General features: G+C 74.4%; 16 protein-coding genes. 12 read left to right on the top strand and 4 right to left on the bottom strand.

Annotation, left to right across the window (positions count from 1 at the left end):
- Positions 1–19: 19 nt before the first annotated feature.
- The 9 genes from AC3EVP_RS29925 to AC3EVP_RS29965 all read left to right on the top strand — a co-directional run bounded on the left by AC3EVP_RS29925 (position 20) and on the right by AC3EVP_RS29965 (position 9,201).
- Complete coding sequence (locus AC3EVP_RS29925) at positions 20–1,288, top strand: FAD-dependent oxidoreductase (RefSeq protein WP_435135370.1); 1,269 nt, start codon at positions 20–22, stop codon at positions 1,286–1,288.
- A complete protein-coding gene (locus AC3EVP_RS29930; protein WP_435135281.1) occupies positions 1,285–1,434 on the top strand; it encodes a hypothetical protein in 150 nt (49 codons plus the stop codon). Before AC3EVP_RS29925 ends, AC3EVP_RS29930 begins: the two co-directional genes overlap by 4 nt.
- 91 nt (positions 1,435–1,525) lie before the next feature.
- Positions 1,526–2,134 carry a TetR/AcrR family transcriptional regulator gene (locus AC3EVP_RS29935; protein ID WP_335980510.1) on the top strand — a complete coding sequence of 203 codons (609 nt, stop codon included), beginning with the start codon at positions 1,526–1,528 and terminating at the stop codon, positions 2,132–2,134.
- Positions 2,135–2,372: 238 nt separating this feature from the next.
- On the top strand, positions 2,373–3,347 hold the full coding sequence (locus AC3EVP_RS29940; RefSeq protein WP_435135284.1) for a phosphotriesterase family protein: 975 nt from the start codon (positions 2,373–2,375) through the stop codon (positions 3,345–3,347).
- Positions 3,348–3,396: 49 nt separating this feature from the next.
- Positions 3,397–4,353, top strand: coding sequence for a phosphotriesterase family protein (locus tag AC3EVP_RS29945; RefSeq protein ID WP_435135287.1), 957 nt, complete (start codon positions 3,397–3,399; stop codon positions 4,351–4,353).
- 12 nt (positions 4,354–4,365) lie between these two features.
- Positions 4,366–5,544, top strand: a complete 1,179-nt coding sequence (locus AC3EVP_RS29950; protein ID WP_435135289.1) for an FAD-dependent oxidoreductase — start codon at positions 4,366–4,368, stop codon at positions 5,542–5,544.
- A gap of 5 nt (positions 5,545–5,549) precedes the next feature.
- A complete protein-coding gene (locus AC3EVP_RS29955; RefSeq protein WP_435135291.1) occupies positions 5,550–6,473 on the top strand; it encodes an alpha/beta hydrolase in 924 nt (307 codons plus the stop codon).
- 37 nt (positions 6,474–6,510) lie between these two features.
- The gene (locus AC3EVP_RS29960; RefSeq protein ID WP_435135293.1) at positions 6,511–7,452 is read left to right on the top strand and encodes an MBL fold metallo-hydrolase; all 942 of its coding nucleotides are present in this window, start codon (positions 6,511–6,513) and stop codon (positions 7,450–7,452) included.
- 15 nt (positions 7,453–7,467) lie between these two features.
- A complete protein-coding gene (locus tag AC3EVP_RS29965; RefSeq protein ID WP_435135295.1) occupies positions 7,468–9,201 on the top strand; it encodes a CocE/NonD family hydrolase in 1,734 nt (577 codons plus the stop codon).
- A 93-nt stretch (positions 9,202–9,294) separates the two neighbouring features.
- Here the strand turns inward: AC3EVP_RS29965 and AC3EVP_RS29970 are convergent, their stop codons facing one another.
- Positions 9,295–9,936 (bottom strand): DNA-binding response regulator, encoded by a 642-nt coding sequence (locus tag AC3EVP_RS29970; protein ID WP_335980498.1) that lies wholly within the window; start codon positions 9,934–9,936, stop codon positions 9,295–9,297.
- Positions 9,937–10,032: 96 nt separating this feature from the next.
- On the opposite strand from AC3EVP_RS29970, the gene AC3EVP_RS29975 reads away from it, so the two are divergent.
- Together AC3EVP_RS29975 and AC3EVP_RS29980 are read left to right on the top strand one after the other, a co-directional pair.
- Complete coding sequence (locus AC3EVP_RS29975; protein ID WP_435135298.1) at positions 10,033–10,929, top strand: oxidoreductase; 897 nt, start codon at positions 10,033–10,035, stop codon at positions 10,927–10,929.
- Between the two features lie 20 nt (positions 10,930–10,949).
- Positions 10,950–11,819: a class I SAM-dependent methyltransferase gene (locus AC3EVP_RS29980; RefSeq protein ID WP_435135300.1), complete on the top strand. Its 870-nt coding sequence runs from the start codon at positions 10,950–10,952 to the stop codon at positions 11,817–11,819.
- A 46-nt stretch (positions 11,820–11,865) separates the two neighbouring features.
- On the opposite strand, the gene AC3EVP_RS29985 is transcribed toward AC3EVP_RS29980, so the two are convergent.
- Entirely contained in the window at positions 11,866–12,726 is an 861-nt protein-coding gene (locus AC3EVP_RS29985; protein WP_488179834.1) for an NmrA family NAD(P)-binding protein, read from the bottom strand.
- Positions 12,727–12,850: 124 nt separating this feature from the next.
- Between AC3EVP_RS29985 and AC3EVP_RS29990 the strand changes: the two genes are divergently transcribed.
- On the top strand, positions 12,851–13,234 hold the full coding sequence (locus AC3EVP_RS29990) for a winged helix-turn-helix transcriptional regulator (protein ID WP_335980491.1): 384 nt from the start codon (positions 12,851–12,853) through the stop codon (positions 13,232–13,234).
- 60 nt (positions 13,235–13,294) lie between these two features.
- Here the strand turns inward: AC3EVP_RS29990 and AC3EVP_RS29995 are convergent, their stop codons facing one another.
- Both AC3EVP_RS29995 and AC3EVP_RS30000 read right to left on the bottom strand, forming a co-directional pair.
- Positions 13,295–15,448 (bottom strand): helix-turn-helix transcriptional regulator, encoded by a 2,154-nt coding sequence (locus AC3EVP_RS29995; protein WP_435135304.1) that lies wholly within the window; start codon positions 15,446–15,448, stop codon positions 13,295–13,297.
- Positions 15,449–15,727: 279 nt separating this feature from the next.
- Complete coding sequence (locus AC3EVP_RS30000; protein WP_335980487.1) at positions 15,728–15,919, bottom strand: hypothetical protein; 192 nt, start codon at positions 15,917–15,919, stop codon at positions 15,728–15,730.
- Positions 15,920–15,970 lie beyond the last annotated feature (51 nt).

The raw sequence follows: 15,970 nt of genomic DNA on the forward strand, positions 1-15,970 counted from the left end.
CACGATGACCCCACCTGACGTGATCGTCGCCGGCGGCGGCCTCGGCGGCCTCGGCGCCGCCTACTCCCTGGCCCGCCAGGGCCAAAGCGTCCGCCTGCTGGAGCGCGCGCCGGCCTTCGGCGAGGTCGGCGCCGGCATCCAGCTCGCGCCCAACTGCACCCGCATCCTCGACGACTACGGGCTGCTCGACGAGGCCAAGGCCCTGGGCGTCCTCCCGGACGCCATGGTCATGCGCGACGCCGTCGACGGCACCGAGCTGACCCGGCTCGACCTGCGCGACCTCGAACGCCGCTACGGCTACCCGTACCTCGTCATCCACCGCAGCGACCTGCACGGCCTGCTGCTGCGCGCCTGCGAGCGCGCCGGCGTCGAACTGGTCACCGACGCCCAGGTGACCGGCTACCGGAACACCCCCGGCGGCGCCGCGGTGACCGTCGCCTCCGGCGCGGTCCACGAGGCCGCCGTCGTGATCGCCGCCGACGGCCTGCACTCCCTGGCCCGCAAGCTGCTCGTCGACGACGAGCCGGTCTCCTCCGCCTACGTCGCCTACCGCGGCACCGTGCCCGCCGAGCTGCCGCGGGCCCGCTCCGCCGACCTCGGCGAGGTCGTGGTCCACGTCGGCCCCGGCTGCCACTTCGTCCACTACGGCCTGCGCGGCGGCGAACTGCTCAACCAGGTCGCCGTCTTCGAGTCGCCCAAGGCACGGGCCGGCGAGCAGGACTGGGGCACCCCCGACGAACTCGACGCCGCCTTCGCCGGCACCTGCGACTTCGTCCGGGACGGCCTGCCCTTCCTGTGGCGGGACAAGTGGTGGCGGATGTTCGACCGCGACCCGGTCATGACCTGGGTCCACGGCCGGATCGCGCTGCTCGGCGACTCCGCGCACCCGCCGCTCCAGTACATCGCCCAGGGCGCAATCATGGCGATCGAGGACGGCTGGGTGCTGGGCCGGCACGCCGCCGGCCACCGCGCCGCCGACGGCACGGTCGACTGGGACGCCGCGCTGGCCGCCTACGAGGCCGTCCGCCCCGAGCACTGCCGCCGCGTGGTGACCACCTCCCGCGCCTGGGGCGAGCTGTGGCACCTCGACGGCACCGCCCGGCAGCAGCGCAACACCCTGCTGCGCGCCCGCGACACCCGCGACTACGCCTTCACCGACTGGCTCTACGGGCCGACCGCCCTCACCCCGGACCAGGAGCCGCCCATGTTCACGCCCGTCCCGCTCTCCTCCGCCCGCACCGGCCGGCCGGAGACGGCCGCGCCCCTGACCGCGGGGCGGCCCCGGTGAGCGACGCCTACCTGTACGCCGCGCTGCGCACCCCCTTCGGCAGCTTCGACGGAGCCCTGGCCGCAGAGGGGGCACGGGCGCGGGAGACGTACGGCATCACGTGCGCCGAGCTGCGCCGGCGGCTGAGCGTCGACCTGATCGGCTGAGGCTTTACGTGCCGTCAAGGAGCCGTGCGAGGTGTGCGCCGGCGAATCGGCGCGTACGGCCGCCGAGCTATGGCGCGTTAGGATCGCCGGCATGGCGAACCTTCGACAGGCGCAGAAGCAGATGACGCGCCGGCTGCTGCTGGAGTCGGGCCTCGAACTGTTCACGACGAAGGGATACGCCGCCACCACGGTCGACGACATCGCGAGCGCGGCGGGCACCACCCGGGTGACGTTCTACGCCTACTTCCCCTCCCGCAGCGAGCTGATGAAGGCGCTGATCGACGAGCGGCTCAACGAGGCGCTCCAGCGCGTCAGTTCGCCCGAACACGGCTCCACCGCCCTGGGCCTGGTCGCGACCGTGGCCGACGGCACCCCGGAGGCGGTCGCCGCCTGGCTGCGGCGCACCGCCGACAGCTGGCCGGCGATCCGGCCGATCATCCGCGCGGGCCGCGACGCCGCGGCGGTCGACCCGGAGCTGACCGACCTCGTGGAGCGGTGGCTGGAGGAGGCCATCAGCGACATCGAGGACGGACTCGCGCAGGCCGGCCGGCTGGCCCCCCACCAGCGCCGCTTCCGCGGCGCGCTGGCGATGGCGGAGCTGGACTTCGTCGCCCAGCACTGGGACGGCGCCGACTGGAAGCTCACCCGCGAGCAGATGCTCGCCGAGCTGAGCGCCAGCTGGGTGCGGCTGCTCGCCTGATCCGGGCTGTTCCGACGGACCCGACCCGACCCGACCCGCGGTTGCGGGCCGGGCCGTCGGCGTGCCCGGGCACGCCGCTCCGACGTCGCCTGACAACGTTGTCAAGCGCCCTTGTGAAACTCAATGGCCAATCTATTTTCATGACGTTCGTTTCATTGACGTTGCGTAAAGCGAACGGTTAGCGTGGCCGAAGCCACCGGGTGCACAGCCGCACCCGCACCGGACACGTGAGGCAGTCATGAGCGAGAGCAGCAAGGTCGTGCACACCGTCCTGGGCCCGGTACCGGCCGGCGAACTGGGAGTCGTCTCGGTGCACGAGGCGCTGCTGTCGGTGCTCCCCGGCGCGGAGCACGCCTTCGACATCACCTTCGACCGGTCCGCGATCTTCGAGACGCTGGCCGCGAAGCTGCGGGACTTCCGCGCGTGCGGCGGCGGCACGATCGTCGACAGCACCGGGATGTTCCACGGCCGGGACGTCCGGCTCTACGAGGCCCTGTCGCGCGCCACCGGAGTCCACCTCGTCGCCTCGACGGGCCAGGGCCCGGAGGAGCTCCTCGGCGGGTACTTCCTCACCCCGCAGACCAACCCGCCCACTCCCTGGCCGGCCGAGCGGTTCGCCGACCTGTTCACCAAGGAGATCACCGAGGGCATGGCGGTCCCGCGCGTCGAGCGCCGCGGCCCGGCCGGCCTGGTGGCCACCGCCGTGACGCGCGGCGGGATGACCGCGACGGACGAGAGCCTGCTGCGGGGCGCGGCGCGCACCGCGCTGGCCACCGGCGCCGCGCTCTCGGTCCGGTACGGCGCCGACCCCGTCGGCGAACTCGGCGTCGTCCTCGACGAGCAGCTGCCGCCCGGGCGGGTCGTGGTCGGCGGGCTGGACCGCGAGGACGCCGTCGCCGCCGGCGCCCCCGCGAAGGTCGCGGCCATGGGCGCCCACCTCGCGCTCGACCACGCCGGCACCGAGGACGCCGCGCACGTCACCGACGCCGAACGCGCCCGTTTGGTCGCCGAGTTGGTGGCGGCCGGACACGCCGACCGGATTCTGCTGTCCACCGGCGCGACCGGGGTCGCCAAGGGGCACCCCGCCACTGACACGCCGTACGGCCATGTCCTGACCGTCCTGGTGCCGCTGCTGAAGGAGCAGGGCGTCGGCGACGACGACGTGCGGCGCATCCTCGTCGCCAACCCGCGCGACCTGCTCGCCCTGCGGTGAGCGGGCCGACCCCCACCCCCGTCAAGTCCTCTTCTCAAAGGTGAGTGTTGTGTCGAGAGTGAACACCGTTCTGGGGCCGGTCGCCGCCGAGGAACTGGGTTTTGTGGCGATCCACGAGCACATCGGGTACGGCATGCCCGGCTCCGAGCTGGACACCCGGTGGTGGAAGACGCCCGAGGAGCGCTACGAGGAGACCGTGCCGAAGCTGCGCCGGTTCCACGAACTGGGCGGCGGCACCTTCGTCGACGTGACCGGCATCTGCAACGGCCGCGACATCGACGCCTACAAGTCCCTGTCGGCGAAGACCGGCGTCCACATCGTCGCCTGCACCGGCTTCGTCGGCGGCGACACCGCGCTGCCGCACTTCGCGCGGGCGGACGTCGACTACCTCACCCGGCAGTTCGTGCACGAGATCACCGTCGGCATCGGCGGCACCGGGAGCCTGGCGGGCGTCATCAAGGTCGGCGTGAGCCGCGGCGGCCGCATGACGGACCTGGACAAGCGCATCTACCGCGCCGCGGCCCGCGCGGCGCGCGCCACGGGCGTGCCGATCCTCACGCACCTGGCGATCGACGCCGAGAACGCCGTGCGGATCTTCGCCGAGGAGGGACTCCCGCTGGACCGCGTGCTGTTCGGGCACGTCGACGACGGCGTCAACGCCGACAAGACGCGCGACGTGTGGATCGCCGAGCAGGGCGGCCGCCTCGGCTTCGACACCTTCGGCTACGAGACCGAACTGCCGGACCCGCCGTTCTGGGCCCGACCGCGCAAGGAGCGGCTGGACCACTTCCTGCGGTTCATCGACGGCGGCCGGCGGCTGACCCGGGTCCTCGCCTCCGCGGACGCCAACTGCAGCCCGCTGGGCTGGCCGGGCGTCAAGGGCCACACCGTCAACTACCTCTTCGACGACCTCCTGCCGGACCTGCGGGCCGCCGGGCTGGACGAGGCCGCCCTCACCACGCTCTTCGTCGACAACCCCGCCGGCTTCCTGACCATCCAGAAGTAAGAGAGACCCAGCATGCAGTCCTCGGACCTGAAGAACCTGAAGATCGCCGTCGTCGGGGCGGGGTACGGCGGCGCCGCCGCGGCCAAGGCGCTGAGCCTGCTCGGCGCGGACGTCGGCGTCTACGAGCAGGCGACCACGATCCGGGAGGTCGGCGCGGGCATCGGCCTGCGCCCCGCGACCCTCGACCGCTTCGGCCAGTGGGGCATCTTCGACGCGATCGCGAAGGTCAGCTCGCCGAGCGACTACTTCGAGATCCTCACCGCCACCGGCGAGCCCCTCATGAAAGAGGAGTGGCCGGCGGCCGGGGAGCGCAAGCAGACCCGGCTGATCCACCGCGGCGACTTCATCGACGCCCTGCTCGGCGTCCTGCCCCAGGACATGGTGCACCTCGGCCACCGGCTGCGGACGGTCCAGGACAAGGGCGGCAGCGCCGTGCTCGCCTTCGAGAACGGCGCCACCGTGGAGGCGGACCTCGTGGTGGGCGCCGACGGCATCAAGTCGGTCGTACGGCAGCGGCTGTTCAGCGACAAGGGACCGGTGTTCTCCGGCGAGCACGCCTACCGCGCCGTGGTCCCGGTGGACGACACCCACGGGATGGTCACCGACGACAACCTGCGCATGTACATCGGCCGCGGCACCAAGGTCTACCTGCTGCCGCTGCGGCACCGCGGCCAGGTGTCGTTCGACATCACCGCCCTGTGCGCGGACAGCACCTGGAACCCCCGGGTGACCAAGGACGACCTGCTGCGGACGGTCGAGGGCTTCGACCCGCGCCTGGTGGACATCACCCGGGGCCTGGACATGAGCACCGTCAACATCCGCGCCGTCTACGACATCGACCCGGTCGACACCTGGCACTCCGACTCCGTGGTCCTGGTCGGCGACGCCGCCCACTCGATGCTGCACCACCAGGGGCAGGGCGCGAACTCCGCCATCGAGGACGCCGGAGCCCTCGCCGACGCCCTGCGCGCGGCCGACTCCCCGCGGGAGGCGCTCGCCCACTACCAGGCCGCCCGCAAGCCGGTGACCGACACGCTCCAGGCCGTCTCGCGCCAGGGCTGGACCGAGGACGCGATCGACGACGTCTTCCCCGGCCAGCGGCCCGCCGGCCAGCAGCCTGCCGGTCAGGCCCCGGAGACGTCCGCCAGCGGAACAGCCGGCACGTCCGCGGCCGCCGCGGCGGGGGAGTGACGGCCGTGCCCCTGCACCCGGAGATCGCCGCCTTCCTCGCCGACCTGCCCGCCCCGCCCGCCGGGCCGATCGATCCGGCCGCGCTGCGCGCCGCCGAGGAGGCGCACCTCGCGCCCGCCGGGGAGCGCCTGCCGCTGCACTCGGTGCGGGACCTGAGAGCGCCGACCGCGGCCGGCGAGGTCCCGGTACGGATCTACACCGCGACGCAGGCGGCCGCACACGGCCTGCTCGTCTACTTCCACGGCGGGGCCTTCTTCCTCGGCAGCCTGGAGACCCACGACCACGTGGCGCGCGCGCTGGCCGCCGCGACCGGGCTGAAGGTGGTGTCCGTCGGATACCGCCTGGCGCCCGAGGCCGCCTTCCCCGCCGGGCTCGACGACTGCCACGCCGTGGTGCGGTGGCTCGCCGAGGAAGGGACGGGCCTGGGCTGGGACGGCACGACCCTGGCGGTGGCCGGCGACAGCTCCGGCGGCAACCTCGCCGCCGCCCTCGTCGCCAGGGCGCACGACGAGGGCTTCGACCGGATCACCCACCAGGTCCTCTACTACCCGTCGCTGGACCTGGACTTCGACGCCGACCGCTATCCGTCGCTGCGGGAGAACGCCACCGGCTACGGCCTGGAGACGGCGGGCCTGAAGCCGTTCAACGCCTTCTACGTCGGCAGCGGCGCGGACCCGGCGGACCCGCTCGTCTCACCGGCCAAGCGGGCCGATCTGCGCGGGCTGCCGCCCGCACTCGTCGTCACCGCGGAGCTGGACCCGCTGCGCGACGAGGGCGAAGCGTACGCCCGGCGGCTGCGGGAGGCCGGGGTCGAGGTGGAGCTGCGGCGCTACGCGGGCGCGAACCACGGGTTCGTCCAGCACTTCTCCTTTGTTCCCGAGTTCCACGAGGTCTTCGCGCTGACCCGCGACTTCCTTCGCACGCGGTGACCGCGGGACCGGGTACGCACGTCAGGAAAGAGGGATCATGACGCAGGACGTCGCCGTCCACCCCCTGGTCTCGCCGTGGGGCCGGTTCGGGCTGTACAGCTTCTTCGTCGACGCGCCCGAGCCGGCGATCGTCGACACCGGCATCGCGTCCTCGCCCGCCGAGGCCATGGCACCGGCCCTCCAGGCGCTCGGGCGCCGGATCGAGGACGTGCGCTGGATTCTGCTGACGCACGGCCACATCGACCACGTCGGCGGGGCGTTCGCCCTGTGGAACCTCACCGGGCGGCGCGCCCGGGTGGTCATCCACGAGGCCGACGCGCCGATGCTCCGCTCCCGCGCGGCCCATGTGGCGGAGTACCGCGCGGGCCGCGGCCGGTATCTGCGCGACCCGCAGGGCGCGGCACGGGTGGCGGCCGCCGCGGACGCCGTCATCTCCGGCGAGATGGAGCCCACCGTGCTGGTCCGCGGCGGCGAGATACTGCCGCTCGGCGGCGGCGTCACCGTCTCGGTGCACGCCGTCCCGGGCCACACGCCCGGGTCCGTGGCCTACGCCGTCGACGGGCAGCGGTCGGTCTTCACCGGTGACGCCGTACAGGTCCACGGTGCCGCGAACGGCTTCCCCGGCTACACCGACCCGGCCGCCTACCGTGCGGGCCTGACCCGCCTGCGGGACGAGGTGCGGCCGCGGACGCTGTACCTCGGGCACCCCTACCGCCGCGCCGACGGCAGGCCGTACGGCGTCGCACTCGACGAGGCGCAGACCCGGGAGGCGCTGACCCAGAGCCTCGACGCCGAGCGCCGGGTCGCCGCGGCCGCCTGCGCCTGCCTGGCGGCCGGGCCGGCGGAGAGCGACTCGCCGTACTCGCCCTTCGCACCCGTCGCCGACGCCCTCGGCTACACCGGCGACCCGGCGCTCGAGCCGTCGCCGTTCTTCACCACGCTGCACGGCTACCGCGCGCAGCACCACCGGACCGTGTAGGACAGGAGCCCCACCATGACCGACTTCCGTACGCTGCGGGCCGGCGAGGAGACCATCGCCGTCGGCAAGGACCTGCGGGTGCCGATGCGGGACGGCGTCGAACTCGCGGTGGACGCCTACCGCGGCACCGACGACACACCGCGGCCGGCGCTGATCGCGATGAGCGCCTACGGCAAGGAACTCCAGGCGCTGGCCCTCACCACGCCGCCGCAGCGCCGCCCCAGCCCGATGTGGGACGGCTGCATCGAGGCCGGCGACATCGCCCGCGTCGTCCGCGAGGGCTACGTCCACGTCATCGGCGACATGCGCGGCACCGGCGACTCCGGCGGCACCATGGTCGGCAACTACAACTTCGGCGGGGTCTCCCAGGGGCAGGACCTGTACGACCTGGTGGAGTGGGTCGCCGCGCAGCCGTGGTGCGACGGCAACGTGGGCATGATCGGCATCTCGTACTTCGGCTCGATGCAGGTGCTCGCCGCCGCCGAGCGCCCGCCGCACCTGAAGGCGATCTTCGTCAGCGGCGGCCACTACGACTTCTACGAGACGACGTACCACGGCGGGATCATGTGGTTCATGCCCCGCGCCGCCCGCGAGGGCCGCGGCGGCGACTCCGGCATCGCGCACACGGACGTCAGGTCCCGCATGCAGGACGTGTACGGCCCCGAGGAGCTGAACACGCTCGTCGACGCGCGGCTGGCCGACCCGGACGTGGCGGCCTGGCCGAACCTGGTCCACGTGCTGAAGTACCCCAAGAACCGCGAGTTCTGGTTCGACATCGTGATGAACCCGCTCGACGGCGACTGGTACGAGGAGCGCAACCCGATCACCCTGGCCCGGAACATCGACATCCCGGTCTACCTCCAGATCGACCAGGGCCGGGGCTGGACCGTCGACGGCCACATCGAGCTGTTCGACGTGCTGAAGGGCCCCAAGAAGCTCGACATCGGCTCCTACCCGCCGATGCAGTCGCGCCCCTGGATCGAGGAGCACGACACGATGTTCCGCTGGTACGCGTACTGGCTCAAGGGCATCGACAACGGGATCATGGACGAGCCGGCCGTGCGCGTGTTCGTGGAGGGCTCCCGCGAGACGGTCACCGCCGCGCAGTGGCCGCCCAAAAAGATCGCCTACCGGCCGCTGTACCTGCGCCCGCGCCACAAGCTGTCGGGCGAACCGGAGTTCATGGGCGCCGAGCACGCCGCCCCCGACGGCTTCTACCAGGCGCCGCTCACCGTCACCGACACGGTGCAGGTGCTGACCTGGCGCACCGAGCCGTTCGCGGAGCCCACCGAGATGATCGGCGCCGGCGCGGCACACCTGTTCGCCGAGATCGACCAGGACGACACGAACTTCATCCTGCGGCTGTGGGACGAGGCGCCCGGCGGCGCCCGCCAGCTGATCACCACCGGCTACCTCAAGGCGTCCCACCGCGAACTGGACGAGGACCGCACCACCGAGGGCAACCCCTACCACCCGCACACCCGGGCGGTGCCGGTGGAGCCGGGGCGGATCGAGGAGTACGTACTGCGGCTCTACCCCTTCGCCGCCACCTTCCGGCCCGGCCACCGCCTGGTGGCCGAACTGTCGAACGACGAGCCGCTGGCCGACGCCCACAACGCGCTCCTGCCGCCGGACGCCTTCCACCTCCCGGTGGGCCGCCCGGTCACCCACAAGATCTACCGGGACGCCGCCCACCCCTCCCGGCTCCTGCTCCCCTTCACCACCCCCGAGCCCCCGGCCACGGCATGACCCCGCCGGCCGGCCCGCGGGAGAGCCCGTGGGCCGGCCCGCGCAGATCCGCACGGCGGCCCCCGGACCGGCTGGATCAGTCCTGGATCAGTCCTAGATCAGCCCAAGGTCGCGGGCCCGCATGCCGGCCTGGAAACGGGACTCCGCGCCCAGCGCGGACATCAGCTCCGCCACCCGGCGCCGGTAGGTGCGCACCCCGAGGCCCAGCACCCGGGCCGCCGTCTCGTCCTTGCACCCCGACGCCAGCAGCTCCAGCACCCGCGGCGCCATCTCGCGCAGCTCCGCGTACTGCGCGTCGTACACCGCCAGGTCGGTCGCCGACCGCCAGGCCGCCTCGAACAGCGAGGTGACGTTCTGGACCAGCGCCGGTTCAAAGACCACGCTGTAGCTGCGCCGGCCCGCGCTCAGGTCGCCGGCGAGGATCGCGAACCGGCGGTCGATGATGATCGTCTCGTTGACGCTGTCGGCGGTGATCCGGACCTGCGCGTCGGGGCCGGCCGCCACGGCCCGCAGATGCCCGGCCGTCCGCGGGCTCATCAGCGCGCTCGGCTGGTACAGCTTGCGCAGCCGGGGCCGCGCCCCGGACAGCCGGTCCGCGACGTCCTGCCCGAGGACCCAGGTGTTCAGGTCCCGCGCCGCACACCACAGCTCGCCGGCCGTGGCGAACAGGTGCCCGGTCCGGGCGAACACCTCCGCCTCGCCGTGCAGCACGCGTACCCCGCTCTCCACCGTCATGGCCCCAGTCTTCCCCGGCGCCCCCCGTGCCGCCAAGCGCGGCAGGAAGTTGCCATCTGCGGCCGCCGGCCGCCCCGCGGGGGAAGACTTCCTCCCATGACTACGAACAACGCCGGCGCGGCCGGCACCTGGACGCTCGGCGACCGCACCGTCAACCGCCTCGGCCTGGGCGCCATGCGCCTGATGAGCAAGGCCGACGGCAGCCCGAGCGACCGCGCGCAGGCCGTCGAGGTGCTCCAGCAGGCGGTCGAGCTGGGTGTCAACCACATCGACACCGCCTCCTTCTACTTCTCCGCCCTGCGCTCCGCGAACGAGCTGATCAACACCGCGCTCGCCCCCTACCCGGACGACCTGGTCATCACCACCAAGGTCGGGCCGGGGCGCGAGCCGTCCGGTGCCTTCGTCAGGGCCCACACCAAGGACGAGCTGCGCGGCCAGGTCGAGGAGAACATCCGCCAGCTCGGCCTGGACCGCCTCGAGGTGGTCAACCTCCGGATCGGCACCGGCCTCGAACGCGGCGAGGGCTCCCTCAAGGAGCAGTTCGCGGCGCTCGCCGAACTGCGGGAGGAGGGCCTCATCCGGCACCTGGGCGTCTCCAACATCGGCCCCGAGCACCTGGAGGAGGCGCTGGACATCGCGCCCGTGGTGTGTGTGCAGAACCAGTACGGGCTGACCACCCGCCGGGAGGACGACGCGATCCAGCAGGCCTGCGCCGAGCGCGGCATCGCCTTCGTCCCCTTCTTCGCGGTGGGCGGCGGCCCCGCCGGTGTCACGGCCGCCGCCGACGCCCCCCAGGCCGCGGCGGACCGGGCCGTCGCCGAGGTGGCCGCCCGCCATGGCGCCTCGCCCTCCCAGATCCGCCTGGCCTGGACCCTCCACCAGGGCCCCAACGTGCTGGCCATCCCCGGCACCGGCAACCCCGCGCACCTGCGGGAGAACGTGGCGGCCGCCGCCCTGCGCCTGACCGAGGAGGACTTGGCCCTGCTCGGCTAGGACGGCCACAATGGGGCGCCATGAGTGAGAACGGGCGCGCGGCGAGCCGGACGGCGGTACTGGTCTGCCAGGGGCGGGCGGCCGCGGACGGCAGGACGGACACCGACCGGTTCGCCGACCCGGTGGCGGCGCGGCTGCTGCGCGGCGCGGAGCGCACGCCCGTGGAGCAGGTCCGCGCGTCCGCGCAGCCCGCCGGGTGGGGTGAGCGCATGGCGTACGAGAAGGTGCGGGCGTGCGCGGAGCTGATGGTGCCGCGGACCGTCGCGATCGACGAGGCGCTGGGCGCGCGGGGGGCCGGCCAGTTGGTGGTCCTCGGCGCCGGGCTGGACACGCGCGCGTGGCGGCTGGCCGGCCTGGCGCGGACCGACGTGTGGGAGATCGACCACCCGGCCTCCCAGCAGGACAAGCGCGCCCGCCTCGCCGAAGCGGAGCCCGCCCTCGCCGCCCGCTCCGTCCGCTTCGTGCCGGTCGACTTCGCCGTCGACGACCTCGGTGCGGCGCTGGACGCCGCCGGGCACGACCCGGCCGCGCCGACCACCTGGCTGTGGGAGGGCGTCGTGCCCTACCTCACGCGCGACCAGGTGCACGCCACGGTCGCGGCCCTGGCCGCCCGTACGGCCCCGGGCAGCGCACTCGTCGTCAACTACCAGGCGCCCTCGACCCGGGCGGCGCTGGGGCGGCTGCTGGCCCGCGTGCTCCGCGGCTCCGCCACCTCCGGCGAGCCCTGGCGGTCGCTGTGGCGGCCGGAGCGCATGGCGGCGCTGCTCGCGGAACACGGCCTGGCCGTGGCCTCGGACCGCAGCCTCCTCGACCTCGCCCACGACATCGGCAGCCCGACCCGCGGCGGCACGTCCCTGGCGTCCGGCCGGGTGGCCGTCGCCACGGCCTGACCGGAGCGGCGGGCCGGGCCCCGCGGCCGCCCTGCGGGGACGGCGGCTATCCCTGCGCCCGGAACGCGTCGGCGTGGTCGGTGACGAAGGCGCGCAGGGTGCGGGGCGCGCTTCCGGTGAGCGCGGCGACGTCCTCGGACCGCCAGGCCGCGTCACCCTCGGCGATCAGGGCGAAGACCTGGGCGTTGGAGGCGGCGACCGCCTCGGGCAGCCCGGCCCGCACCATCAGCTCCCGGTGCCGGTCGGGCGTGAGCCGGCGGTAGGCGATCGCGCGGCCCAGCGCGCGGGTCAGCTCGGCGGCCACGTCGGCGTAGCCGACGAGTTCCGGGCCGGTCAGCAGGTAGGTCCGCCCGGCGTGGCCGGCGGGCGCGGCCGCCACCGCGGCGGCGGCCGCGGACACGTCCCGCGCGTCGACCATGCCGAAGAAGCCCTCGCCGGTCGACATCGCGAACTCGCCGGTCTGCCGGATCGCCGGGGCCACGAGGAACAGGTTCTGCATGAGCAGGTTCGGCGCGAGCAGCGTGAAGGGCAGCCCGCTCGCCCGCAGGTGGGCCTCGATGCGCGCGTGGTCGCGCCGGCGGTCGACGGGGGAGTCCGCGGTGGCCCGGTGGTTGGTGATCTTCACCAGGTGCCGCACGCCCTGCCGGACGGCGCTGTCGATGACCGCGATCTCCTGGGCCGGCACCGACGGGCTGATGAGCAGCAGCGTGTCGGCGCCGCGCGCGGCCGCGTCGAGGGTGTCCGTCCGGTCGAAGTCGCCCACGGCGAGCTCGGCGCCGCGCCAACTGCCGTCCTGCGGGGCGCGGGAGATGTCGCGTACCAGAGCCCGCACGGGAAGGCCCCGCGCGGCCAGCAGCCGTACCGCCTCGGTGCCGATCGTGCCCGTCGCCCCGGTGACCAGGATCATGGTGCCTCCGCTGTCGGCGCCGGGACGGTCGGTCCGCTGCCCGGCGTGATGAGTGATCACCTCCAGCCTGCACAGCGACGGTTTCGTTTGTGAAGTAGGCACCGGTTGGATATACAGATACCCGATGGATACCGACTCGACGACCGTCTACGCGAAGGACTGCCCGTCACGCACCGTCCTGGGCGTGCTGGCGAACAAGTGGTCGCTCTACGTCCTGGGCGTCCTCGGCCGGTACGACCGGCCGCTCCGCTTCACTGAGGTGCGCCGCCGGGTCGAGGGCGTCACCCAGAAGTCCCTCACCCATGCGCTGCGCAACCTCGAACGCGACGGCCTGGTCCGCCGGACCGTCTACCCGACGGTGCCACCCCGGGTCGAGTACGCCCTCACCGCACTGGGGCGCGAGGCGGAGACGCTCACCACGGCCGTCGCCGACTGGTCCCGGACCCGTGCCGACCGCGTCCACCAGGCCCGTGCGGCCTACGACTCCCGCCCCGCCGACGGGAGTTGACGCACCCGAAACCCGGACCCGCACCCCGCACCCGAACCCCGGGCCCGCACCCGCCCGCGCTCAGCCGGCGTCGCGTTCCGGCGCGGTCAGCGCGGCCAGGTCGCGGCGGTTGGCGCCGCCGGTCTTGGCCAGGAGGTTGGCGACATGGCGCTCGACCGTGCGCGGGGAGATGTGCAGGGCGGCGGCGATCTCGCGGTTGGTGCGGTGCCGGGCGAGCTGCACCAGCACCTCGTGCTCGCGGACGGTGACGCCCATGAGCCACAGCCGGCGGGGGACGCCGGCGCTGCCGTGGCGGCGCTGGCGGACGGGTTCGCCCAGGCCGCGCAGGAGATCGCGGCAGTGCCGGGCGGCGGAGTGGATGCCGTGCGCGGTGAAGAAGGACTCGCCCTCCTGGAGGGAGCGGGCCGGGTCGCCCCAGCGGTCGCGGGCGGCGGCCGGGGCGACCAGGAGCAGGCCGAGGTGGCGGGCGAGCGGGAAGGGCGCGGAAGCGGCGAGCGCCTGGGCGAGGGCCTGTTCGGCGCCCGCGGTATCGCCCGCGCGCCCGGCCAGCACCGCCCGGCTGAGGTGCACGAACTGGCTGTTCCAGGGCAGCCGGCCGGCCGCATGCCGCGCGACCGCGTCGTGGTCGGCCCGGGTCGCGGCGCCGTGCACCGTCTCCACCAGCAGCCCGAGGCCGTACTGCCCGCACAGGTAGGACGGCGTGGCGGCGCCGGTGCCGTCCAGGCCCTTCAGGTGGGTGCGGGCGGCGGCGGTGGCGCCGTGCAGCAGCGCGCAGACGGCGAGGCCCAGCCCGGTGACGAGCGGGACCTCGTCCTTCCGGGCGCCCCGCCACCGGTCGAAGTCGGCCAGCGCGGAGCGCAGTTCGGCCTGCCGGCCGCGGTGGGCGGGTACCAGCGCCCGGACCGCGAGGGCGTAGCTGCCCAGCGCGGGCAGGCGCAGCCGGGCGATGTCGCGCCAGGCGGCGGCGAGCAGTTCCTCGGCGTCGGCGAAGCGGGCGCGCAGCAGTGCGTCGACGGCCAGCGCGAGGCGCAGGTGGCAGTCCTCCACGACGGCGCCACCGGCCTCGAACCGGCCGCGGGCGCCGGTGAGCAGCAGCGCCTCGGGCGCGGGCACATGGGCGCCGCCGGTGAGCAGCTCGGGGCGCGCGCCGGGTGCCGCGGCCGGGCCACGAGGGGCGGCCACGGCCACGTGTGCGGCCACGTCCGGTGCCGCCGTGGCCCGTTCGCCGCGCTGGCGGGCGGCGGGCCCGTACGGTCCCGGCCGGCGCGGGCGGGGGGTGAGCGGGGTGACTGTCGCGGACCGGGCGGGCGCCCGCACCGGTGCCGGGCCGCCACCTGGTGCGACGCAGGCCCGGTCCTCGCCCTCGCGCGGCGCGTGGAGCGGCCGCCACGGGGCGGGCACCAACCCGCCGGGCGCCGCCCCGGCGAGCACCGGACCGCGCAGCAGCTCGGTGACGGCCAGCGGGTTGCCGCCGCTCTGTCGGAACACCGTGTCGCACAGGCCCGCGGGCACCGGCCTGCCCTGCGCCCCCAGGAGCGCGGCCACCAACTCCGCCGTGGCCGACCGGTCCAGGCGCGCCAGGGGCAGCAGCGCGGCCGGGTCGCGCCGCCGGGCGTAGTGCGCGAGGTCCGCCGCCGGGCCGGGTACGTCGCGCAGGGTGCCGATGACCGCGACCGCCTGGCCGGCGAGGTTGTCCACGAGGTACTCCAGGGCCGCCAGCGTGTGCGGGTCGGCGTCGTGGAGGTCCTCCAGGACCAGGACGTACGCGTCCGCGGGCGCCGCCGCCAGGACCCGCAGCACCGCCTCGCCGTGCAGGTACGGTTCCGCGGGGGCCGCCGCCGGCAGCAGCGCGCCGCGCCGCCAGTCCGGGACGAGCCGGCCGAGCATTCCCGCGTACGGTTCCAGCCGGGGCGGCGGCGACCAGCCGGTACGGGCCAGCCCGAGCAGCGCCTCGGCGAACGGCCGCAGGGCGGGGCAGCCGGCCGGCCCGGACCGGACCGCGCGGCCGCGCAGCACACCGACGCCCGCGGCCTGCGCGGCGGCGGCCGCCCGGTCGGCCAGCCGCGACTTGCCGACGCCGCCTTCACCCGTCACGAACACCGCGCCGCCGTCCCCGGCCGAGGCGGCCGCGACCAGGTCGCACAGCGCGCCCGCCTCGGCCTCCCGGCCCACCAGACGCGCCGGACGCCTGCTCCCGAAGCGGGGCTCACCCATGCCCGGCACCGGCTGTGCCCTTTGCCCCGGCCGAGGGCCGCACGGGCCGACCCGGGCCTGCCCCGCGGGTCCTGACGCGGCGCCAGGAGCCGCGTGCGCTGCATGGTGGAACGGTCCCCACAAGCCTGCTCCGGTCATCAGCAGTCGTTAAGAACGATCACCGGGATAATAGCTGAGATGAATGGCGCGGTCGTGGGGCGGCGCGGGCGGTCACAGGCGCGGGCGGTCACAGGCGTGGGCCGCACCCCCCTGAGGTGCGGCCCACGCGAGCGGCGCTGATCAGTTGATGGAGCAGTCCGAACACAGCGTCGTGTCGCAGCAGCTGAACGACCACTGCCAGCTTCCGCCGACGACCGAGCCGCCCTGCGCGACGTCGGCGATGTCGATCGAGCTGACCGGGCTGAAGCCGGTCGTCGTCCCGGCCGGGGCGTATTCCTTCCAGGAGCGCACGACGGCGTTGTCCATGTCCATGAGTCGACCTCTCTCTTCGGTGGTGCCGGATGGGGAACCGCAACATCGCCG

The sequence above is a fragment of the Actinacidiphila sp. bgisy144 genome, assembly GCF_057708105.1.